Source organism: Alteromonas sp. MB-3u-76, from assembly GCF_002831605.1.
GTDB lineage: Bacteria > Pseudomonadota > Gammaproteobacteria > Enterobacterales > Alteromonadaceae > Alteromonas > Alteromonas hispanica.
In genome coordinates, this window is sequence record NZ_CP025115.1 from 307168 (window position 1) to 330098 (window position 22931).

21 protein-coding genes, 1 tRNA gene and 1 pseudogene are annotated in these 22931 nt (G+C 42.4%); 11 read left to right on the forward strand and 12 right to left on the reverse strand.

The genetic code is table 11. The features are described 5' to 3' along the window. Window positions 1-144 precede the first annotated feature (144 nt). The 4 genes from tnpA to CW735_RS01330 are packed head-to-tail and all read left to right on the forward strand — an operon-like array spanning window position 145 to window position 2702. A complete protein-coding gene (gene tnpA / locus CW735_RS01315) occupies window positions 145-417 on the forward strand; it encodes an IS66 family insertion sequence element accessory protein TnpA (protein ID WP_100970758.1) in 273 nt (90 codons plus the stop codon). Next, on the forward strand, window positions 417-752 hold the full coding sequence (gene tnpB / locus CW735_RS01320) for an IS66 family insertion sequence element accessory protein TnpB (RefSeq protein ID WP_100970759.1): 336 nt from the start codon (window positions 417-419) through the stop codon (window positions 750-752). Before tnpA ends, tnpB begins: the two co-directional genes overlap by 1 nt. Window positions 753-775: 23 nt before the next feature. After that, on the forward strand, window positions 776-2362 hold the full coding sequence (gene tnpC / locus CW735_RS01325; RefSeq protein WP_198520977.1) for an IS66 family transposase: 1587 nt from the start codon (window positions 776-778) through the stop codon (window positions 2360-2362). Between the two features lie 7 nt (window positions 2363-2369). Beyond that, the gene (locus CW735_RS01330) at window positions 2370-2702 is read left to right on the forward strand and encodes a hypothetical protein (RefSeq protein ID WP_100970760.1); all 333 of its coding nucleotides are present in this window, start codon (window positions 2370-2372) and stop codon (window positions 2700-2702) included. Window positions 2703-2714: 12 nt separating this feature from the next. Here the strand turns inward: CW735_RS01330 and CW735_RS01335 are convergent, their stop codons facing one another. Further along, window positions 2715-3563, reverse strand: coding sequence for a helix-turn-helix transcriptional regulator (locus CW735_RS01335; protein WP_071978334.1), 849 nt, complete (start codon window positions 3561-3563; stop codon window positions 2715-2717). A gap of 153 nt (window positions 3564-3716) precedes the next feature. On the opposite strand from CW735_RS01335, the gene CW735_RS01340 reads away from it, so the two are divergent. Continuing rightward, window positions 3717-6911, forward strand: coding sequence for a beta-galactosidase (locus CW735_RS01340; protein WP_100970761.1), 3195 nt, complete (start codon window positions 3717-3719; stop codon window positions 6909-6911). Between the two features lie 105 nt (window positions 6912-7016). Here CW735_RS01340 and arcA read toward each other — a convergent pair whose 3' ends face one another. The 6 genes from arcA to CW735_RS01370 form a co-directional block, all read right to left on the reverse strand. Beyond that, the gene (arcA, locus tag CW735_RS01345; RefSeq protein WP_100970762.1) at window positions 7017-7724 is read right to left on the reverse strand and encodes a two-component system response regulator ArcA; all 708 of its coding nucleotides are present in this window, start codon (window positions 7722-7724) and stop codon (window positions 7017-7019) included. A 157-nt stretch (window positions 7725-7881) separates the two neighbouring features. Continuing rightward, a complete protein-coding gene (locus CW735_RS01350) occupies window positions 7882-9537 on the reverse strand; it encodes a sensor histidine kinase (protein WP_100970763.1) in 1656 nt (551 codons plus the stop codon). A 149-nt stretch (window positions 9538-9686) separates the two neighbouring features. After that, window positions 9687-11111, reverse strand: a complete 1425-nt coding sequence (gene glgA, locus CW735_RS01355) for a glycogen synthase GlgA (RefSeq protein ID WP_100970764.1) — start codon at window positions 11109-11111, stop codon at window positions 9687-9689. Between the two features lie 265 nt (window positions 11112-11376). Continuing rightward, complete coding sequence (locus CW735_RS01360; RefSeq protein ID WP_100970765.1) at window positions 11377-12459, reverse strand: methyltransferase; 1083 nt, start codon at window positions 12457-12459, stop codon at window positions 11377-11379. Continuing rightward, window positions 12459-13178, reverse strand: coding sequence for a tRNA (guanosine(46)-N7)-methyltransferase TrmB (trmB, locus tag CW735_RS01365; protein WP_100970766.1), 720 nt, complete (start codon window positions 13176-13178; stop codon window positions 12459-12461). The genes CW735_RS01360 and trmB overlap by 1 nt, the downstream gene beginning before the upstream one ends. A gap of 86 nt (window positions 13179-13264) precedes the next feature. Then, window positions 13265-13975, reverse strand: a complete 711-nt coding sequence (locus CW735_RS01370) for an alpha/beta fold hydrolase (protein WP_100970767.1) — start codon at window positions 13973-13975, stop codon at window positions 13265-13267. A gap of 199 nt (window positions 13976-14174) precedes the next feature. On the opposite strand from CW735_RS01370, the gene mutY reads away from it, so the two are divergent. From mutY to CW735_RS01385, 3 genes are all read left to right on the forward strand, one after another. Continuing rightward, window positions 14175-15230 (forward strand): A/G-specific adenine glycosylase, encoded by a 1056-nt coding sequence (gene mutY, locus CW735_RS01375; protein ID WP_100970768.1) that lies wholly within the window; start codon window positions 14175-14177, stop codon window positions 15228-15230. 55 nt (window positions 15231-15285) lie between these two features. Then, window positions 15286-15558, forward strand: a complete 273-nt coding sequence (locus CW735_RS01380; RefSeq protein ID WP_100970769.1) for an oxidative damage protection protein — start codon at window positions 15286-15288, stop codon at window positions 15556-15558. A 150-nt stretch (window positions 15559-15708) separates the two neighbouring features. Next, window positions 15709-15784 (forward strand) — tRNA-Phe (locus tag CW735_RS01385). A 248-nt stretch (window positions 15785-16032) separates the two neighbouring features. On the opposite strand, the pseudogene CW735_RS20075 reads toward CW735_RS01385, so the two are convergent. The 4 genes and pseudogenes from CW735_RS20075 to CW735_RS01405 form a co-directional block, all read right to left on the reverse strand. Further along, window positions 16033-16923, reverse strand: a pseudogene (locus CW735_RS20075) (tyrosine-type recombinase/integrase); the annotation flags it as partial. 56 nt (window positions 16924-16979) lie between these two features. Then, a complete protein-coding gene (locus CW735_RS01395; protein WP_100970770.1) occupies window positions 16980-18731 on the reverse strand; it encodes a tyrosine-type recombinase/integrase in 1752 nt (583 codons plus the stop codon). A 224-nt stretch (window positions 18732-18955) separates the two neighbouring features. Further along, the gene (locus tag CW735_RS01400) at window positions 18956-19609 is read right to left on the reverse strand and encodes a hypothetical protein (protein WP_100970771.1); all 654 of its coding nucleotides are present in this window, start codon (window positions 19607-19609) and stop codon (window positions 18956-18958) included. A 381-nt stretch (window positions 19610-19990) separates the two neighbouring features. Next, window positions 19991-20317, reverse strand: coding sequence for a hypothetical protein (locus tag CW735_RS01405; RefSeq protein WP_100970772.1), 327 nt, complete (start codon window positions 20315-20317; stop codon window positions 19991-19993). A 113-nt stretch (window positions 20318-20430) separates the two neighbouring features. Here CW735_RS01405 and CW735_RS01410 point away from each other — a divergent pair, with 113 nt between their 5' ends. Beyond that, window positions 20431-20736 (forward strand): hypothetical protein, encoded by a 306-nt coding sequence (locus tag CW735_RS01410; protein WP_100970773.1) that lies wholly within the window; start codon window positions 20431-20433, stop codon window positions 20734-20736. Between the two features lie 54 nt (window positions 20737-20790). Beyond that, window positions 20791-21189 (forward strand): hypothetical protein, encoded by a 399-nt coding sequence (locus tag CW735_RS01415; RefSeq protein WP_100970774.1) that lies wholly within the window; start codon window positions 20791-20793, stop codon window positions 21187-21189. Between the two features lie 220 nt (window positions 21190-21409). Here CW735_RS01415 and CW735_RS01420 read toward each other — a convergent pair whose 3' ends face one another. Beyond that, entirely contained in the window at window positions 21410-21712 is a 303-nt protein-coding gene (locus CW735_RS01420; RefSeq protein ID WP_100970775.1) for a hypothetical protein, read from the reverse strand. Between CW735_RS01420 and CW735_RS01425 the strand changes: the two genes are divergently transcribed. Next, a complete protein-coding gene (locus tag CW735_RS01425; protein WP_100970776.1) occupies window positions 21705-22880 on the forward strand; it encodes a hypothetical protein in 1176 nt (391 codons plus the stop codon). The two genes, CW735_RS01420 and CW735_RS01425, sit on opposite strands and share 8 nt — an antisense overlap. Window positions 22881-22931: the final 51 nt, after the last annotated feature.

Below are 22931 nucleotides of genomic sequence, written 5' to 3' on the forward strand. Positions count from 1 at the left end.
ATTTGCAGGTAAGTAGCAAGAAATCAGAGTCTGTTAATACAGCATATGATTCGTTGCTATGTAAGCGGTCAAAATAGACCGCTCTTTTATTCTTAAGCTAAGCCCCTAAAATCTAATCATTGATTAATATAGGAGAAAATATCAATGACTAGACGAAGCTCTCAAGAATGGCAGCAACTTATCGATGCGCAAGAAGCCAGCGATATGACCATCGCGCAGTTTTGCCACACGCACCACATTAACCAGTCCACTTTTTATTTGCAACGCAAAAAACGTCAAGCTTTGTCGTTGCCGCAGACATCACCGCAATGGCTGCCCATTGACAGCATGACCTCACATCGGCCAGCCATGCGCCAATGGCAAATCGAGTTAACGCTACCAAACGGTGTGGTGCTGAACATGAGTAGAGATGGTTAATGCTAACAGCAAGTAGCGCTAAAATATGGTTATATCTTGGTATTGCCGATATGCGCAAGCAGTTCGACGGCTTAGCGGCGTTGGTGAACAATCAGTTGCAGATGCAAGCACAGCTCGGCGATTGGTTTGTGTTTGTGAACCGCAAACGCACCATGATAAAAGTGCTGTATTACCATCAAGGCGGTTACTGTTTATGGTCGAAAAGATTGGAGCGGGGCACCTTCGGTAAAGTGTCAGGTAATGGGCATAAAATCGCCCTGAACACCGCGCAGTTACAGTGTTTGATTGATGGTGTTTATTGGCAAAAAGGCAAACAAAACATGCGACTTAAGTAGCTGAATTTGCTATACTTAGCCGCATGAAAAGCGCTGCCGATTTGCCACAAAACACACCTCATATTCCACAAGAAGAATATGCTAATGTGTGTGCAAAACTGGCTGAGTCACAAGCACACGCCGCGCAGTTGCAACAACAAGTCGACTGGTTTAAGCGTCAGTTGTTTGGGCGTAAGTCAGAAAAGCACATAGTAGAGAATTCTGACCAAACGCAGTTGTTTGGCCAAGCGACGAATGAAGATTTACCGCCAGCACCTAAAAAAGCCGTCAAAGGCTATGCCCGCTCCACTAAACAAAAAGATGACAATAACGTCAATGATACCGGCCTTCGCTTTACTGATGACGTGCCCACAAAAGTGATTGATGTGCCTTGCCCCGAGCTTGAAGGTGAGGATGCTGATAAGTATGAAATTATTGGCACGAAAGAGACCCATCGCTTAGCGCAACTGCCAGGTAGCTACCAAGTCTTAATTTATCGCAAAAAAGTCTTTAAAAGCAAAGAAACGGGCAACATGTTGTCCCCCTCAACTCCCGATAATGTGTTAGAAGGGGCGTATGCGGATGTATCACTATTAGCGGGCCTCATGGTTGATAAAGCCGTATTCCATTTACCCCTTCACCGACAGCATTTACGTATGCTGCAATCGGGTGTGACTTTATCGCGGGCGAGCTTAATCAACTACGTCAGTCAAAGCATTGATTTAGTTATCCCTATCGCACAAGCAGTGCTGAGTAATATACTGAGTGGGGGCAACATCAGCATGGATGAAACGCCGATGAAGGCGGGTCGACAAGCCTCGACTCGCCGCAAACATAACACCATGAAACAAACCTACTTCTGGCCCATTTATGGTGAGCAAGATGAAGTGGCCTTTACCTGGTCATCTTCTCGCGGCAAACAACATGCGATTGCGCAACTCACTGGCTTTAATGGCACCTTGCTAAGCGATGGTTATGCGGTGTATAGCCAAATCATTGATACGCTAAACAGCCAAGGCCAACACATCACCCATGCAGCCTGTTGGGCGCATACGCGCCGCTACTTCGAAAAAGCATTGGATTATCATCCTAAAGAGGCACAATACGCCTTGGCTGAAATACAAAAGCTGTATAAAGTGGAAGCACACATACGAAAACACGCGCTTAATGCCGAGGATACCGTGCAATATCGCCTCAAACACAGCGAGCCTGTCATCAATGCTCTGTTTCATTGGCTATACGAGCAACGCCAACGCCCAGAATTATTACCTAAAGATCCGTTAAGCAAAGCCTTAGCTTATGCCTATGACCGTCATCATGAGTTAAAGACTTACCTGACGCACGCACAAGTGAATATCGACACTAATCATTTAGAAAGGGCCTTACGCGTTATCCCTATGGGTAAGAAGAACCATTTGTTCTGCTGGAGTGAGTTGGGCGCAAAACAGCTTGGTGCCTTGCATACACTCACCGTGACCTGCAAATTACACAACATCAATCCATACCACTACCTAGTCGATGTACTGCAACGCGTATCGCAACATCCAGCCAAAGACATCATCGACTTAACCCCTAGACGCTGGAAAGCACTGTTCGCTGATAAACGCCTGCGCTCAGACATAGAAAAGTGAAGACGCTATGACCGAAAAAGAAACGAAAACGACCATCGATATTAGCCAACTCACTCTCGACCAATTGTATATACTCAATGAAGCGGTCGTTAACCGCATTGATGAATTACGAGCAAAACAAGATAGAGAAGCGCTTGCTAAACTGCGCCCAGGCATGAAAGTGCAGTATGCTCATGATGGCAAAACTATCACCGGCACGTTACTTAAGAAAAATAGAAAAACGGTGCTCATTGCTAACAACAATGGCAAGACGCATCACAAGGTGCCGGCTGGCATAGTAACTGCGGTTAGCGTTGCTAAACTCGATCTTAGTCAGGCGGTCAAGAACGGTCTAAAATGATCGGTTACGTTGCTATGTCTTTTCTTTGACCTCCGCCTCGCGAAATTCACGGGGCGGTTTACCCACCGATTTTTTAAACCTCTTTGAAAATGTGAATACGTTAGCATACCCCACGTAGTGGGCGATGTATGAAATTGGCCACTGCGTATTGAGCAGCAAATTGCGCGCGCGCTGCATGCGCAGGTGAATAACCTGCTGCATAGGGCTTCTTTGATAATACTTTAAGCATAAACGGTGTAAGTGAGGAGCAGAGTAATGGGCTTTCTTGCTTAACTGAGAAACGTCCCACTGATACTGCAATTGATTATCTACCGCGGCAAAAAGCGATGTCAGTCTAGTGGCGTGACGATCTGTGCTGTGGGTGACATCACGGTTTATTAGTTGGTGTAAATGTCTGCCTATTATGTGTATTGCTGCCTCTCGGTTTTCTGCATCCGCCTCTAAATAAAGCAACTCCATGGCATGATGAACGCCAGATAAGTTCACATTCTCCATTATCTCAGGCCTGTGCTTGGGAAGCGCATCCCACTGAGGGGTATCTGACAGATTAAGCCAAATTATGTCCCACGCTTCGCTGGCAATGGTCACTTCGAAGCTCTGGTAAGCCGGTAGCGCAATAAGTTGACCGCTAGAAATGGTAAAAGATCCAAACGGCGTACGAAAGTGGCCTTGTCCCGACAGTGAATAAAATAGAGTGTGGTTAGGCGGCGATACTCTGCCAACTGTATAGTTACCTGATAAGTTTGAACAACCTGCAAGCTCAATATCTAACTCGGCGATTTCTGGCGCATTACTGCCATCTATAAAACGTTCGTAGCACTGTTGGCCTATATCAATAATATCTGAGAAAGCAGGCTGCATAATTTTTAAATGAGAGTTTTGGATAAAAGAAGGAGAGGTTTAAGCATAAAGTATTTATTCAATATTAGCTATGCTTTGACCATATTGAGATTAGATACAATCCCTGAAACAACTCGGTTAAAGCCAACGTAAGCTTAAAAATAGGAGCCATTGATGGCCAACGTCGAACAGATTATTTCGCAAAAAGACTGGCAGAACCCACTTGTGTACCAGCGTAATCGAGTAAACGCACACGCACCACATAACGGTTTTATTACGCAAGAAGATGCACTAAACAACCGAAACGCCAGTAAAATGAGCTTAAATGGGCAATGGATGTTTCGTCTATATCCTTCGCCCGATGCGGTAGCTAATGAGTTCATTGCAGACGTGTTGCCCGAAACGGATGTAAAACACTGGCAAGCAATAGAGGTGCCCTCTAATTGGCAAATGAAAGGGTTCGATAAACCCATTTACTGCAATGTGAAATATCCTTTTGCGGTAAGTCCTCCCAATGTACCAGAGGACAATCCAACAGGGTGCTATCGAACCACGTTTACTATGAAGGAATCTGCGCTGTCAAAGCGTAACCATATAGTATTTGAAGGGGTAAATAGCGCATTTCATCTTTGGTGTAACGGTGTTTACGTTGGATACTCTCAAGACAGTCGTCTACCCGCCGAGTTTGATATCTCTTCATTTTTAACCGTTGGTGAAAACCGTCTATCGGTTATGGTGTTCAGGTGGTCAGATGGCAGTTATTTAGAAGACCAAGACATGTGGTGGTTAAGCGGCATTTTCCGAGACGTAAGTGTTATCACCAAACCTACGTATCATATCCAAGATGTATTCGTTACGCCTTCCTTAGACGCCTGCTACCGAGATGCCACGCTTTCTGTTCGCACGGCAGTAAATGCACCTAATAAGTATAAAGTAGGTGTGCAATTATTTGACAAAGAAACCGCTGTTACAGAACGTGTGGTTGACGGTACAAACAATAAACGTATTGATGAGAAAGGAGGCTGGGACGACGTTGTCTTTCAAACTCTTGATATTAAAGAGCCAAAACATTGGACTGCGGAAACCCCCAACCTATATCGCTTAGTAGTAACGCTCATTGACGAAGGCGGACAAATCGTTGATGTGGAGGCTTACGATGTTGGCTTTCGCAACATTGAAATGAAATCAGGGCAGTTATGCATAAACGGTAAACCTCTATTAGTTCGCGGCGTGAACAGGCATGAGCATCACGAGAGTAAAGGCCATGCAATTAATGAGGCCGATATGCTTGAGGATATTAAGCTCTTAAAGCAAAACAACTTTAATGCGGTTCGAACGGCTCATTATCCTAACCATCCACGATGGTATGAACTGTGTGATGAATACGGATTGTACGTAGTTGACGAAGCAAATATTGAAACCCATGGCATGTTTCCTATGGGGCGACTATCTCGCGACCCTCTGTGGACAGGCGCTTACATGGCGAGGTTCACTCAAATGGTTGAACGAGATAAAAACCACCCGTCTATTATAATTTGGTCGTTGGGCAATGAATGTGGGCACGGCCCAACCCACGATGCCATGTATGGTTGGGCTAAGTCTTTTGACCCCTCGCGGCCGGTGCAGTACGAAGGCGGTGGCGCAAATACTTCGGCCACAGATATTTTGGCCCCCATGTACGCCCGAGTTGACACAGATGTTGAAGACGATGCGGTACCAAAGTGGGCAATTAAAAAGTGGCTTTCTATGCCCAATGAAACCCGACCCGTTATTTTGTGTGAGTACGCTCATGCAATGGGAAATAGCCTTGGGAGTTTTGATGAGTACTGGAAAGCGTTTAAAGCCTACCCGCGCTTGCAAGGCGGCTTCATTTGGGATTGGGTAGACCAAGGTTTAAAGAAGTACACGGAGAATGGCACGGCCTATTGGGGATACGGTGGTGACTTTGGTGACACTTACAATGACAGACAGTTTTGTATTAACGGTCTCCTATTCCCCGACCGAACGCCTCATCCAGCATTATTCGAGGCCAAATACTGCCAACAGCATTTAAGTTTTGCTTTAGTTGACGAAGGTGGTGTATTTACCCTCACGATTTTTAGCGATTATTTGTTCCGCAGTACCGACAATGAAATACTGCAATGGAAAGTACTCGAAGATGGTGAATGTATTTTTCAGGGCGAAACCCTCCTAGCTGTTAAACCGCAAGATAGCCAAAACATAGCGTTATCACCAGAGATAACGTATAAACCTGGAGCGGTATATCACTTAAATCTCGATGTTGTGGTAGCTAACGATAGCGCTTGGGCGCCGGCTGGACACATTCTTGATACAGAGCAGTTAACGCTTAAAAACAGAGCAGGCATAGCCTCGTATAATCTCACTGGCGAGATGATTGGCCAGCCGGCTGGAAGCGTAATTAATAGTAGTGAGCTTGAAAAGAGCAGCGCTGTTTCAAAGAATATTGAAGTAAACAGAAGTGAAGCGTTATTAACTGCCAAGCTTGGATCTAACGTCCTTTCATTCTGCCTTGAAAGCGGTTTACTCCTATCCTGGTTAGTAAGCGATAAAGAGCTTTTATCCGCACCCTTAGAAGACAACTTTTTCCGGGCGCCGCTTGATAATGATATTGGTATAAGTGAAGTTGATAATCCAGATCCAAATGCATGGGAGTCTAGATGGCGTCGAGCTGGCTTAGGTGTATGGCAACGCCAGTGCAAAGATATTGCCATTCAGCAGAGCGACAGCGATCTTCGGGTGATAACTTTATTTGAATATACGTACGACGGCGCAGTTCAGGCAGTAACAAAGTGGACTTACACCCTTGCACTTGATTCAACATTGACCACAAATGTTGAAGTGCTTTTATCGGATATGGTGCCACCATTGCCGAGAGTTGGCGTGCAGTTCGCTGTACCTTTGGGTGTTAAAGGCAACACCGTTAGTGACGGAAGCGATACTGCCCGGTGCGGTGATACGATAACCTATACAGGTCTTGGGCCATTTGAAAACTACCCAGACAGACAAGCCGCCGCAAGATTTGGGCGTTATGAAATGGCTGTTTCAGATATGCATTCCGACTATATTTTCCCAACTGACAATGGGCTACGAAGTCATTGCTCTATGCTAAAGGTGGGTAGTGTAAAAGTGTGTGGAGATTTTCACTTCGCGGTGAGTGCCTATGGGCAGTCGCAGCTAGATGTGGCTAAGCATACTTGTGACCTTGTTAAACAAGATTGTACCTTTGTTTACATCGATCACGCACATATGGGTGTGGGGGGCGACGACTCATGGAGTCCGAGTACGCACAAAGCATTTCTTCTTGAGAAAAAGCGCTACGCCTATTCCTTTACTCTCACTGGCGGCTGATAAACTTGCCATACATCAAACAGCAAAAAGCCGCTCAATAGCGGCTTTTTCAATACGATTATAAACCTACTGGCTTACTCGCAATTATCTAGGCAAGTGCAGTTCTTAGCTGTCTACCTGACCACAAAAGCGATAGCCTTCACCGTGGATAGTCACAATCAACTCTTCTTCTGAAGGATGAGATTCGAAGTGCTTACGAATACGACGAATAGTTACGTCTACAGTACGGTCGTTAGGACGCAGTTCACGACCTGTCATTTCCATAATAAGCTGTTCGCGAGTGAGAATTTTACCAGGGTTGCTCAAAAATAAATGCAAGGCTCTGAATTCACTGCGCGGCAAGCGGAACTCTTTGCCAGCAGGTGAAATAAGAGAGCGGCTATCGCCATCTAATGTCCAACCGTTAAAATTAACACGGCTTGGTAAGTCATCGTCTTCAGAAGAGTTTGTTGTTCTAGATAACAAGTTACGCGCACGAATGGTGAGCTCTCTTGGGTTAAATGGCTTAGTTAGGTAATCGTCTGCGCCAATTTCCAAACCTAAAATGCGGTCTACGTCGTTATCGCGACCTGTTAGGAAGATTAACCCAACGTTTTTACGGTCACGTACTTCACGAGCGAGAATTAGCCCATTTTTACCTGGAAGATTGATATCCATAATAACCAAATTTATTGCGTGATTCTCGAAGAAATCGTGCATTTGGTTGCCGTTTTCAGCTTCAAATACGTTGTACCCTTCCGCTTCAAATAAACTTTTAAGCGTGGTGCGGGTTACCACTTCATCTTCAACAATTAACACATTTGGCGTTTGCATGGTGTTCTACACTCTTTCAAAAATAAGATTTAAGCAACTAACTGGTTAAATTTTAATATTCATAAACTTATTTGCAAGTAACTTATGAATAACAACTCGGTTAGGATTTTGGGGTTAGCCAACAAATTTCAACAAAAGTTCATACTTTATACAATGACTACGACGTTTTCGCATTAGAAACGGGGAATATTATGACAAATTCCACACCGTTATCTTCCTCACTCGTCAATGTAATAGAGCCAAGTAAGGCTTGTGTCACCAAGTTATATACCAAATGCATACCAAGTCCCGAGCCACCTTGACCGCGCTTTGTTGTTACAAACGGATCAAAAATACGTTTACGGATCTCAGAAGGTATACCTTTTCCGTTATCGGAATAAACTAATTTTAATTTGTTATCACTAACTAATTCAGCACGAATATTAATTGTGCCTTTATCCATGAATTCAAAACCATGGATAACAGAATTCATTATTAGATTAATCAATATTTGATTAATTGGGCCAGCCTTCGTTTCAACGTTTAGGGTAGGGTCGCAGTCTACGTTGATGTTGTGTTTTAATTTTTTTAATCGAGGCTGTAATGACAATAGTATCTCATTAACTAGCTGTTCAACGCAAAAACTTCGACTATTTTCTGTAGATTGATCAACAGCTACCTGCTTAAAGCTAGATATAAGCTCTGCCGCACGATTCAAATTGCGATAAATAATATTAAGGTTTTCGTTACTTTCTTCGATAAAGCGCTTCATTGCGCTCGCTTTGAGGGTTTTGCTTTCAAAATCTTTTTGAATTACAGCTAGTCGGTCTAGCATCATTGTTGAGGCCGTCACCCCTAAGCCAATCGGCGTATTAACTTCGTGCGCTACACCTGCAACCATATCGCCTAGTGATGCCATTTTTTCGTTCTGTACAATTTGCCGCTGAAATTGGTGCAGCTTTTCAAGTGTTTGTATTAATTCACGGTTAGCATCTTTTAGCGCCGTTGTTCGTTCATTCACCATTTCTTCTAAGCTGGAATTGAGCTTACGGTGACGTTCTTCTGCTTGCTGCTGCTTTTCCATGTATTCTTGCATTCGAAACAGCATAACGTTGATTGCATTTGCAAGCGTATCGAGCTCTTGAATTCTCGAGCCCACGACCCTTGCAGAATAGTTTCGCTGACGGGATGTTTGCTGCAAAAAATCGGCCATGGTTTGCACCGGCGTGGAGATCCCCAGCTGCTTTTTGTACGCGATATAAAAACTAATAGCGAGCAACAGCAAAATAGTGACAAGGTGTGTGACTATGGCACTTTGCACCTGCGAATAAAATTCGTCTGTGGAAAGTTTTAAATAAACCCACCCTAAGTGAATGCCTGTTTCATCATCAAATGCCTTGGCAGTTATTTCCAGGTAATCGCCGGTATCTGAAATAACAGGCGAACCGAGTAGTTCATTTATCTGAGCCTCTTTTCCTCCGGTCATTAAATGACCCTCTTTGTTGTAAGAGGCAAATATCCGGGGCGTTTCTACATTAGGTTGGCGGCGATTATTTTTATGATAGATATGTGCATTTAGCACATAAGGAACTGCTGCTAGGTGATAAAGCGACTTTTCTGCTGCTTCATCTTGGCTGCTGATAATATATTGGGATGATGTGCGAGCGACTAAATCTGATAGAATATACGCTTTAGAATTCAATTCGTGACGGTAATTGTCTATTTGTATGTACAGTGACAGACAGGTTACAACAGCAAGTCCCATAGAGACCACAGACATCACGGTCCATAAAAATATATTGCGAATAGTAAGCCCGCTTGCTTTGTCTGTCATGTCCGTTTTAACTACTGTCCACGTTGCTTAGTCACGTTAATATCGCCGCGTTAATATCGTCACGTTATTACTGCCACAATAATATTGGCGCATAATTCCTTAAAAAGAAAGGTAAGCAAAGATAATAAAATATACGCAAAGTTACTGAGCTAATTCATCATGTTTTGATAAAGCGTGCGATAATTTTCTGCAGCGGCTTCCCAAGTGAACCGAGTGTTCATTCCCCTAATTTGCATAGCCCTAAATGCTCCACGGTCTTCGTAGTAGGCCAATAGTGCTCTGCGCATACAGCTTAGCAGTGCAGAAGGGGATGGTTCGTCAAAAACAAAACCCGTTCGGTGTTCGCTCGATGTTGAATCTAATACGGTGTCTTTAAGACCGCCAACAGAACGCACGATTGGTATGGTTCCGTATGCCAAACTATACATTTGGTTTAATCCACAGGGCTCAAATTGTGATGGCATTAAAAAGAAGTCAGCGCCGGCCTCGACAAGGTGTGCATGCTCAGAGCTAAATCCATTAATAAAAGCAAATTGCGAAGGATGCTGTTGAGCAAATTCGCCCAAGTCCATACACACTTTAGGATCACCAGTCCCCACAATAATCATTTGCACGTTGTGGGCAATGAGGTCATCTAGAATGGGAAGAATATAGCCAAAGCCTTTTTGATCAGTGAGTCTACATACCATGCCTATAAGTGGCACATCAGTATTCTCGGGTAAGCCTGACTTGTGTTGTAATGCGATTTTGCAGCTTTGTTTGGCATGCAAGTTATCAACGGAATAGTTTTCGGGAAGAAAGCTATCTGTTTGTGGGTTCCATTGCGTATAGTCGCACCCGTTTAAAATACCGCTTAAGTCGTCTTTGCGTCTAACAAGTCGTTCATGAAGCCCATGACTCCCTAAGTCTGTTAGCAATTCTCGAGCGTAATTAGGGCTTACCGTAGTGATTTTGTTAGCAAATTCGATCCCGCTTTGCAGCATGTTTATATAGCCACCATGTACTTGACTACCAATGTCGGCATGGTGACGCAAAAATGGAATGGCATCGAGCTTATGTACGCCTTGAAATGCGGCGTTATGAATAGTGAACACCGTTTTTGTACCAAGGAAGTAGCCTGTCTTATCATTAGTTAGCAAGAACGGCAGCATGGCAGTATGCCAGTCGTGGCAATGAATAATGTGCGGTTTAATTGCCAGCGCTTTAAGTGCATGTAAAACAGCGCCACTAAAAAAGCTAAAGCGTTCTCCGTTGTCTTCAAAGGCATCAAAGGCATCAGAGTACAAACCATCTCGCATAAAGAAGTCTGGTGCATCTATAAAGTAAATAGGTATGCCATGCCACAGAAGGTGTTTAATTTGAAAGTGGTAAACTCTACCTTCTGTAAACAAGGTGTGGTTTTCCCCGTACTCGGGTAAATCTAATTGCTCTTTAAGCGTTTTGTAGTAGGGCATGACAATAGTGATATTTTCACCTAATGACTTTAACGCCAAGGGGAGAGCCTTACCTACATCTGCAAGACCGCCCGTTTTCACCAATTCTTCTACTTCTGAGATAGCAAATACAATGTCCACAGGTAATCCTTTTCATGATCTCTGCATAATCTCTGCATAGGCTCAAGTTGATTGAAACACAGATGCAGAGAATGGTTTGATACGCTTTTAAAATTTATTTTTTCAGTACATTTTTATAAATGTACCAAAGGTACGGGCATTTTCTGAAAAATTATATAGAAAAGGCCAAAAGTGCTTAGCATTAAACTTATCATGCAATACCCTGTGCGTGTCGATCTTTGCTGCAAAAATGTACAGTAAAGATTAGCGCGCACTAGATAAGGGCTTACAAAGATGCCTCGTATACAGAAAATTGTGATGTTTGCGCTTTTGTATATACGGTTGTAAATTCTTCTGCCAACAATCCAGGATAAGGTAAGAAACGATTCGCTACCATCTGCAGCGTTCCCTTCGAGGTTAGTTGTTTTTTAGCATCTGAAATAAAGCGTTTGGTTATGGTGTAATCGGTTTTTATACCCGTATGAAAGGGCGGGTTAGTAATAATATGCTGGACTTTTTGCGATACGCCATGCAGGCCGTCAGCCGCAAAAAGTGTCGCACTTAATTTGTTTTCCGCTAAAGTGAGTGCACTGCAATAAAGTGCTAATGCACTTACGTCTGAGAGATATAGCGTTAAGTGCGGGTATTTAAGCATAAGATAACTGGCTATTACGCCCGCGCCGCAGGCAAAATCTAGCACGTTCCCACGCAAAGACGTTGCATGCTTTTGAAGCAATAACTCCGAGCCCGCGTCAAGCTCTTTGTGGCTGAATACACCCGGCATTGAAGCAACATTCCACTTTACATCGTCTACCGCATACTCGCTCACGTCTACCCATGAACTTGGGTTAAAAGGAGTGTGTTGTTGCTCCAGTACAACGGTAACTAAGCTGCAATGGCGCGCCGAGTCAATCTTCTGTGGAGTACCATACTGCTGCATAAGTTTTGCGGCGCTTTTGATGCCACCTTTATTCTCTCCAACTACATGAATGCGCCCTTGCTGACCTACCATGCTAGCTGCCATGTTAAGCAACATTTGAAAATGTGTTTTTGCTTTGGGTAAAAACAGCATAATGTCGGTGAATTCATTCGCAAGGGTGACAAATGGCGCAAATATATGGGTGTGGTTGCCCGCCTTCTGCGTTACCTCAAAGCCTGACTCGCCAACATCACGGCTGTCTAGCGTGACCGACGGTATCACGCGTACACTTTCTGAAAAAACATCAAAATACTGATGAATAACCGTCACTTCCTGCGCGCTCAGGGCATCAAGAAAATAAGCATCTGCGGGGTTTACGAACGCCCATTTGCCCTGCTCAAAAAGCGATAAGTTGCGTTCTAGCAGTTGGCTCTGAGGAGATAGAATCATTACGCTGTTCGCTCGTATATTAGATCCCAAACACCGTGTCCCAACTTTTGGCCACGGGTTTCAAACTTGGTAATAGGACGATAGTCTGGGCGAGGAACGTAATCACCCTCTGCTGCGGTGTTAGTGTACGCAGAGTTATTATTGACAACTTCAGCCATATGTTGGGCATAAGGTTCCCAATCTGTCGCCATATGTAAATGACCACCTATTGCTAGTTTGGTCCGAATTAATTCAACAAACTCAGCTTGCACAATACGACGCTTATGGTGGCGTTTTTTATGCCAAGGGTCGGGGAAGAACAATTGCAAGCGTGACAAGCTTTCATCAGGAAGCATGTTTTTGAGTACTTCAACGGCATCGTGTTCCATAACACGCAAATTACTGAGGCCTAATTCGCCAGCGTCACCTAAACAGGCTCCGACACCGGGCTTATGTACCTCTATACCGATAAAGTTTTTTTCTGGGGCGGCAGCGGCCATTTCCACAAGGGACTTGCCCATACCAAAACCTATTTCGAGTACCACAGGCGCATCGCGGTCGAATGCCTCGATAAGAGAAATTGTTTCGTTGCGGTATTCAATACCCATTGTTGGCCAGTGTTCTTCCAACGCTTTTTCCTGACCTTTGGTAAGTCTTCCTTCGCGTTTAACGTAGCTTTTAACTTTACTTATATAAACACCGGCAGCTTCTGCTTCTGCCTGACTTTTGAATTGCCTCATTTGCAATGCCTTTTATACCCAAATTTTATGCTCGCGCATTATCCACTTACCCACTTTTTATGCAACGTTAGAATACAAGTTTTGTATTATTTTTGTACGCCAATGTTCGTTGAGATAACAGAAGCAAGCAGACTGGTTTGCTCAAGTGGGAGCATGTGCCCTGTGTTTTCTAGTTCACAAAGCGTCGCATTCGATAATTTAGTTGCTGCAAGCCTAAGTGACTCTATATTGGCAATCTTATCGTCAACACCGCCAACGAGGGTTATGGGGGCAGAAATCCTTTCTAGCAGTTTATAAGTATTATCTCTGGGCGTGGTCGCAAGTGTATGTGCTAGCAGAGTGCTTTTGCCTAAGTCCTGCGCCATCGATTTAACTACGCCTGCTACTTCGTTATCTTGCAGGCGAGACGGATGAATAAACCGAGCCAAATAAGCCTCATTGTCGGGTTTAAAATGGCCGTTTTTAAGTGTTTTTACGAGCGTCTTGCGCTGACTTATTTCGCTGTCGCTCAAGCCTGCCGGGTCGAAGCTTATCAGAGTCATTGACGCGATATTAGACATGTTTCTTGCAGCTACAAGCGTGGCAATATAGCCACCCATGGAATAGCCAACAAGATGCACTTTTTCACCGCTGAGTATTCTGTCTTCACTTAAGGCAAGCATCTCTTCTTTTGACGATGCCCATTGCAGTGGAACATAGCGACGCTGGGCTATTGAAAGCTGCTTCCACAGCGGTAAAAAAATACGTTCATCACACAAAGTGCCAGGAAAGAATAAAACGGGGGCTGTAGAAGACACACCAATACCTTAGACAGTAACTGTCTTAAAAAATAACCAAGAGGTTCCATGCTACCATAGCGTATACCTAATAGAATGTTTAATTGGCGCTATAAATAAGAGCATTAAGGCTGGGCAAAATGAAGTAAAACCGCCTCTTAAGCCAGCAAAAAGCTGACGATAAAAACACACAATTAAAATTGATATAAGCTCAAAACATATGACAAAAACAAAGCACAACAGCAGTTTCGCAAAGCGCGTATTATCGTGGTTTGATGAAAACGGTAGAAAGCATTTACCGTGGCAGAAAGATGTTACTCCTTACAAGGTATGGATTTCTGAAATTATGCTTCAACAGACACAAGTGGCTACTGTGATTCCGTACTTTAATCGATTTATGGCGTCGTATCCCAGCGTCTTTGACCTTGCTAATGCTTCTCAAGATGATGTGTTACACCACTGGACAGGTCTTGGTTACTATGCGCGAGCGAGGAATTTGCACAAGGCAGCAAAAACGTTAGTGGAAGTTCACAATGGTGAGTTTCCTCAAAGTCTAGAAGAAGTTATGGCGCTGCCAGGTATTGGCCGCTCTACTGCTGGCGCTATTTTATCTTTATCACGAGATGAGCGTTATCCCATTCTTGATGGAAACGTGAAGCGTGTTCTAGCGAGATATTATGCTATTGACGGGTGGCCCGGGCAAAAAGTAGTAGAGAATGCCCTTTGGGACGTGGCCGAGAAAAATACACCACAAAGCCGCTGCGCTAACTACACACAGGTGATGATGGATTTGGGCGCAATGGTATGCACTCGCAGCAAGCCGAAGTGTGATGAGTGTCCATTGCAACGAGATTGCGTAGCTTTTGCTCAAGGAAAGCAAACCGATTATCCGGGTAAAAAGCCTAAAAAAGTAACGCCGGTAAGGCAAACCTATATGCTCATTCCTATGTTTGGGCAGCAAGTGTTTTTAGAACAACGTCCACAAAGTGGAATTTGGGGCGGTTTGTATGGATTTTTAGAGGCGCAATCTGTTGAGGAGGGAATATCGTTACTTGCTCATAGAGGAATTGACGTGGATGAAGTACAGCAACTTCAAGAGTTCAGGCACACGTTTAGTCACTTTCATTTAGATATAACCCCGCTCATCGCCGTGGTAAACTTTACACCACAAAAGCGGGTGGCAGAAAATGAATCGAGATGGTTTTTGCTTGATGAGCCTATTGAGGTTGGTTTAGCCGCCCCAACAACAAAGATAATCAAAACACTGGCAAAGTAAGCCGCGTACATTTTCACGTAAGGTGTTGTGTAAGATAAGACAATAGAGGTGCATGATGGGTAGAACAGTATTTTGTCAGAATTTGCAAAAAGAAGCTGATGGATTAGATTTTCAACTTTATCCTGGTGAATTAGGTAAACGTATATTTGATAACATTTCAAAAGAGGCATGGGGCAACTGGCAGAAAAAGCAGACCATGCTAATAAACGAAAATAAGTTGAATATGATGGAGCCCGAGGCGAGGGCGTTTTTAGAAGAAAGAATGTCGGCTTACTTGTTTGATGGTGTAGAACCAACAATTGAAGGTTATGTGCCGCCTGAAAAGTAAACAAAACCTAAGTTTTTGTGTAAACAATGTGCAAACGGTCACAAAAGTGAAAAAAAAGCAGGTAAAACGGTTGACTTGTTAACGCTAAATCCGTTTAATACGCACCCATAGCAGCACGGGCAGCAAACGCCTGTAACGTAAACGAGTTTCGCCTCGATAGCTCAGTTGGTAGAGCAGCGGATTGAAAATCCGCGTGTCCCTGGTTCGATCCCGGGTCGAGGCACCATTATTGGAACCTGATAGTTTATTGAAAACTATCAGGTTTTTCCATTTCTGGGCCTTGTCTTTTTTTAGCCGCAGGCCATTGATTGTCACAAAGTGTGACGATTTTTTGTCACAACCTGACTTTGTGACAAAGGTATCATTTTTTTCTTTTACGATATTGTTTGCTTGCTGTGACAAATAACTCAACGATGGATGTGTGTATCGCTGAACCATCTCCAGTGTTTTCCAGCCCCCTAATTCTTTAATAGCTAATAAGTCGCTGCCACTCTCAGCATGGCGTGATGCCCAATTATGACGTAAGTCGTGAAAACGCAGCCCATCTAGACCTGCTGCTTTCGTCGTCCTAGCCCATATCCTTCTATTTAAGTCTTTAATACGCGAATTATCATAATTGAGAAAAACAAATACGGAATTTTTCGAGTTATGCAAAGAACTCAGTAGTTCGAAGACTATATTGTTCATCGGTATAAGAACCGAAGAGCCACTTTTGTGAGAACCCGCGTCTACCTTCAGTGTTTGATGCTCCAAATCGACATGAGTCCATTTCAGGCCAATGATATTAGAGGCACGAAATCCGGTTGCTAGGGCAAATATGATGATAGGTTGCAGAAAGGCTGGGGCGCAATCAATGAGGCGAGCAGAATCTTTCTCAGTAAGCTTATAGAAGCTTTTTTCTCGCTCTTTGTGGGTTTTCAAATGGGGGACGCGATCAATCCACTCCAGCTCTTTATGAATGAAATTTAAAAAGCTTTTGATCTCTGCGAGGTATCTATTCTTCGTTGCTAAGGTGACGTCAGTCTTTTTTACTAACGTCGTCAGAATAAGCTTAGAATTAATTTCGGTTAATGGAATATTTGCTAGATATTGAGACCACCAGGCTAGCTTTTTCGTCTTTTCATCAATGGTCTTGTTTGCTTGTCTGGATTCTAGATAAAGTGTTAAAGCTTCATTCCATGAGCCAACCTCTTGAGAGTTACGCATCAGTATAGCTAACGTTTCATCGCGAAGGCGGTGTTCAAAGTGCTCTGCACGGCTTTTCACAGTTTCCTTGGTGCTGCAATGAACACGTTTAACCTTGTCAGCAAATGAAACCTGAAACTTCGTAAACCAGAATTTGGAATTACTCTTTTTATAAACCATCAATATTGCTCCTCTAAAAATAACAACATTAATGATTTAAAAGCTAAATAATAGAACTAGTTCGCTGCCGCCTTTTCGTTCACATTCAGCGCACCTTGAGTTATGTCTAGGTGCCCATAAACTGTAGCGACCATTTTATTACTCGCCAAGCCAAAAAGCTGCTGAATATCTTCAAATGTTCCGCCCTCAAGTAAAATTTGATATGCTCGATTGTGACGGAAGTGATGAAATCTGAAGGTCGTATCAATCCCTGCCTTTTCCAACGCTTCCACCCATTTCGTCATATCAAACTCAATTGTTGTTCCTGTATCATCCAGCGCAAACAAATTGTCATGCGTAATATTATTTTTTCTACGATATTCCAACTGGCGCTCTATAACTTCCCTAAGGGCTTTCGTTACATGAATCGTGATGAGCCTGCTTCCTTTGGCGTGACGAGCAGGGATTTTTATGAAACTGCTGTTCCTTATTGTTAAATCTTCAATATCGCTGAGCTTCATACTGGAAGTACATATATGGTTGAGTGTATTGCCTTTTCTTGCACCAGAGTAGAAAGCAAAAGATAGTAGGTTTGCTTCAGTAGCGCATCGAGCATATTCGTCGCGGAATTTAGTAAATTGCTTAGTAGACAATTCAATTAATTCTCGTTTACCTGATTGGAAAGAGCACACTTTGATATTTTCATTTATAAGACGCTTTGCAAATAGTTCGTCATATATAGCTCTTAATTCGATTAGGTACTTGTTTCTGGTACTGTCTTTCTTACCGTTTAAAACAATAGCATCGTTAATTTCTTCGACTAATTCTTGGGAAAAATTTCGGAGATCGGTGGTAGCGAACATATAATTGAAAAACGCAATTTTTCTTGAACGTTGCTCAACTTGTTTAGCAGAAGACTTTTTATCTCGCACCAACCTTTCGGCCTTTCGATAAACCTCATTCCACAAATCAAAATTCTGCTCTTGAAAGTGTATGAGGTAAGAGAAATTTATACCGATCTGAGATAGTTTGTCCTTCAAACTGGCTGCTGCGATTTTTACTGCTTCTTTGTAGTCGCTAGTGTTCAGTCTTTCTCTTAAGTTGAACTTGTTTTCTCTAAACAAGTTAGTTAACTCATTCGCACTCCTCACATCCATTCTTTTTTCTAAAGGATTTTTATTGTCTACGTTGACCACTTTCACTTTGAAATATTCGATGAAACTTCTCGCCAAGCAATATTCTTTATCTGACAAAGTCCATTCATCTAAAAGAGGTGATAGTTCCTCTCTATTACGTGTAAGTAAATGATTCAAGCGTGACAGAGCGCGTTCATTGTTGGTATCAATAAACTGAAATTGCTTTTCAAGTTCTGGTTGAGGAGTAGGTAGTTGAGACACTTTTTTTGGTTCAAACGCTACTTCTGAGAACTCCGCTGCCCTATTTGAGTCGTCTATTTTGTTGTGTGAGCTATTATCGGCGCTGGAAATACAATCAACTGTTGAAGTCTCAGTTACGTGATAATCACTCTTGCTTTCCTGAAGATGCCCGTAATTGCCGAGCGATTCACAAAACGAAGATAAGCCACGCAAGTTAAAGAAGTATTTGTTGAGGGTCTTTGAATATTTATGAGCTATTAAACCATCGTTAGCTAACGCAATGACTTCATGTTCTGAAAGTAAGAGAAACTGCGCAGCCTCTTTGAGGCCCATTGGACGAATTGAAGCATCTGCGACTGTTGTCTTAGGTATTTCTTGTCGAACAGCACCAGCAGCAACACTCGGGATATACCCAAGTGTTTCCGGCTTGTGAGACTGTTGCGATTGAAACAATGTATCTACCTAGTTCATAGTTTGGTAGCAGTTTAATCGATGTAGAATTTCCAAAAGCACGTAAATTCGAAGCTTTTTACACATGGAGACATCAAGGCAGGTTTTATAACCACCTATTATTAAAACCGAAATCGTTTTCCATCAATCATAGGGTTTACAGTAAGTTCGTCTAAAAAGCCCCTGCACTAAATTTGTTGGGGCTTTGTCGATTGAGGGGGGGGGCTTTAGTTTAATTGCAGGTTTTGTATTGCAAATTTGATACGCCGCTTTAACTCAAAGTGAGAGTCGAATAATTGGTCGTTATCTTCGTCATCCTCAAAACTCTCTGAATTATAACTCTCGTATTGTGGGCAGTTAGAGTCTTGCCACATGTCATAACTCTCAGAGCCGATAAGTTCTTCAAACTCGGTTTCCAAAAGCCCTAATTCAAAGTCAAATAAACTCATTTGATTTAGCATATCGCAGAACAGTTCGGCGTTACTATCGCTGACAATCAAAGGTGAAGGCCACATCTTTCCTCCACTGCCGTCTGCTTCTAAATATTCGTCATTGGAAGGTGAGATCGAAACGAGAGACTCTGAGTTGATATCTTTTTCTACTGTAGCTAAAAATTCTGCAAGATTTTGCTCAGTTAGTGTATGAGAAAACCCTATATTTTTTAAGGTGTCACCCTGACCTTCGTCGTCAGATGCACCTCTGTGTTTTAAAATTTCTATCGCCTTATCCCAAGTTATATAAGGAGAACTCATGTGAGCCTGTGCGACTAGGTTAAGTGCTTCGGTAAGCGTTATGTTCTGCACTTTTTTAAGTTTTTTGGCGTCTTTTTTAGCACGCGTGGTAGAGATGCCAGAGGGGAAAAGTAGTTCTTTTATATTCATAGCTTTAACTCCAGAATAGCGTAGATATAGACACGCCCACAAATCTAAACACGCTAACTTTGGTGTTTAACTATAAATGATTTAATTCACTGAATGTCCGGCAGGACTATGCCATAAGTGGGCGAAACAAGCGTTCCAGTAAAGCTTATAGTCAGTATCCAATAGGGAGCGGAGTCTTTCAAGATATTTGCATCAAAAAATCATGATGGCATTACTTTATGTGTACGGTGCTACTAAAGCCATATAAATTTAGAAATCATCTACTAATGCTCTTTCTTTAGGCGAAAGTTACTGTAACAAAGTTGAACTTCATAGAAGCCTATCGCGAAACAGCAAAATCGACCAGAAAAAAGCCAACTGAATTAAGTTGGCTTAGAAGAGTTAGAGCTTGTGAAATAGCTCAGAAACAGAGCAGTCGAACAGATGATGAAAATGGCCCAACAGTGCATTACAAAGTACGTGTTTTGTGACCTTACCTTGAAACTGCCGTAAAACCGAAAAGTAGGGCTTCAGGTACACACCTGATACAGTCCTGTACTTTTCATCCAAGCTCATCATCAAGTCCACGCTGACTAGCAAAAACTCAGTTTGTGCCTGATAGTTTCTTACATAATAAATATACGAATCCTCATTTTCATACAAAGTAATATAGTCTTCATCGTCAGAGAAGTAGCGTTTTGATTGTTCAACTATTGATAGATTGGTCATGTCTTATTTCCTGTTCGTTCGGTTAGTCTTAACAGTTAATAAGTCAAAGGAGGGGAAATTTTTCCGGTACTAAATCTACGTAATCATGAATAAAAATAAAAAAAGGAATATTCATGACTACTAAAACCTATTTATGTTCAGCAATCGTGTCTGACATTTTTCAAACATTAGCAAACGCATTCATGGCCTATAGAGATCAGTTTGATGGGAGCCAGTACAAAAACAATCAGCATTTAGAGGATTCAATTATGAATGTGATTTTTCAAAATCACATTGTGACGAATTCAGACTATCTCCCCGTGATAAGAGAACTAATTGGCGTGGTAGTGAGTGAACCCTTGTTATATGCAGAGTGGACAGAGGACGACTTCGAATTCTTTTCAGAACAAATGAAGTTTGACTTCGACGACATTAGCTAAGATTTTCCTGACTAGGAGCTTAGTTACTTCTGAGTACAAACCAGGAGTAGCAATATGCAAGACAAAAAGCCAAGCATCATTCGAAAATACAAAAGGCAATCAAGATCTCCTTTTGTAGGTGATGATTCAACGATATTGCTTTTAGCGAATTTAGAAATTGAAGGTGAGGACTTACGGCTTGATTTCCAGCGATATATTTACTTACATCGCAGTGAAACAGGCCAATGGCTGGGGATATCGCTAAGTTCTTCGTTAATTGATGAATTATCTGATGGCAAAGGCAAATACAGGAGCCACAGAGAAGCATTGACTGTGTTACTGAGATACCACGAAGAGATTCGTAAGTTTCTAAAACATTTTTCGGATGAAATAGAGTCAGTTTTTGGCATTGACGCTGAAACGTGGATGATTGCGTGTAAAGCTCGGTGGAGAAAACTTACTCTTAAATACTAATAGCCTCCTTGCGGAGGCTTTTTCAAATACAAGGCTCTCGGAATATCGCGGTCTTTCCCGCTGTCAGCCAGTCACTTTTGGATTTTACCTCTCTATCAATACCCCTAATCGCATTAATATCCTTGTAAAAAGCCAATATCTTCGAACCGATTGTATCGGGGAGTGAAGATTAAAGCCTAGTTGCGGGTGTTACCAAACCCACCGCCCGCTGGGGTTATGACTACATTTTTGAAATTGACCAATGACTGGTTGATAGCTTTTTAAGAGATATTGTGTCTCCCGCTTTAACCCCATATTTCTGTACAAGTGCTTTTAGGGCAGTCCTATTGCGAAAACGGTGATACGTACTGCATACATCGCTACCGAAGGTTTCGCCATCATCTATATCAAGCAGCAACATATGTCCATGCTGATCCTCACCACTTGCGCCAATATACCGACTCTCAAATTTGTCTAGATTGCCTCTTAGGTTTATGTAGCCGTTTTTGATAGCGCCTTGTGTAAGAGTAATAAGTATGTTCATTTTTAGTTCCTGCTTATGTGTTGTGTTGATATTGGTATTTAAATACTCTTGCGGCGGCGTTGCTAAAAAAGGTGTAATTGGCGCTTGGGCTTTAAAATCAATCGGATGGAATAAGTTGGTCTACAAAAAATCCACAAATGAAGGGATGTCCGCACTTAAACAAAAGTTAGCTTTCGTCGATGAAAGTTACGTTGTGGCAAGCGATGTCCGTAAAATTACCCAAATAGAAAACAATAAATGGATTGAAGATAGTGTTTTATCTAGTGAGGACAGAAGGGCAATTATCAAAAAACAGAGAGAAATAAAAAGGAGCTTGGGACGTCGAATAGGGCGTGTCGTACATGCTGAGTACGAAGAATTAGAGCAAAAAATTATCGATGCAGATAGCAAGATAAGCGCTTTAAATAACATTTATAAGCGAGTAAAGCCGCTCTCCGAAAAAACAATATTACAGTTTAACCATCGTTACGATGGATTGATTGAAACGTTTTTCGAAGCGCTAACTGAATCTGAGCGTTTGCAATTTAAGGTACTTGTTGATGGTGACTTAGTTAATTTTGGTGAGTCACAAAAGTTTCTATCGCCGACTGTTCTTAATACGAAGCTTAAACCCTACTTCAGTTCTCCTAAATTTTCGATTGAAGAGGTTATTTGCTTTCTAGAAGATTTAATTCGAAAAAATGAATTGGCAGAGAAGCAATCTGTTCAACACTCTCAGAGAGACAGAGCTGCACTAGCAGCTTACAAGATAAGAAAAACAAAACACGCTCTACAGATTGTCAAAAGAATCGAGCACCTCAATAACGTATATGGCAAAAAACTTAAAGGTGTGAAGACTTTTATAAAGACTGAAAAGGGGGAGCTGCCTTGGCCTAAATATTTGGTGGGTAACTTCAAGCCCTGTTCTTATAGCGGAATTTCAAGTTTCAACGCTATATTGAACAGTAATACAGTAGCGCTTCCGCATATAAACGAAGTTCCATTGCTCCAATTTGGGAGCATGTTTTTGTTCAGTACAGATATATCGATATTTTTTGATATAAGGAAGGCGTTATCAGCTCACGAATTTAATAAGTTTCGAGCTTTTAGTCATTATGAATCCAGGCTGAGTAAAGAGTATCCAGTGAAGAATTCTATAGGCTTTCCTTATTCATATTTCAACATATGAACGAGAGAACTTTTGAGCATAAATCAGAGGCGCGATGAGTGACGTGGAGGT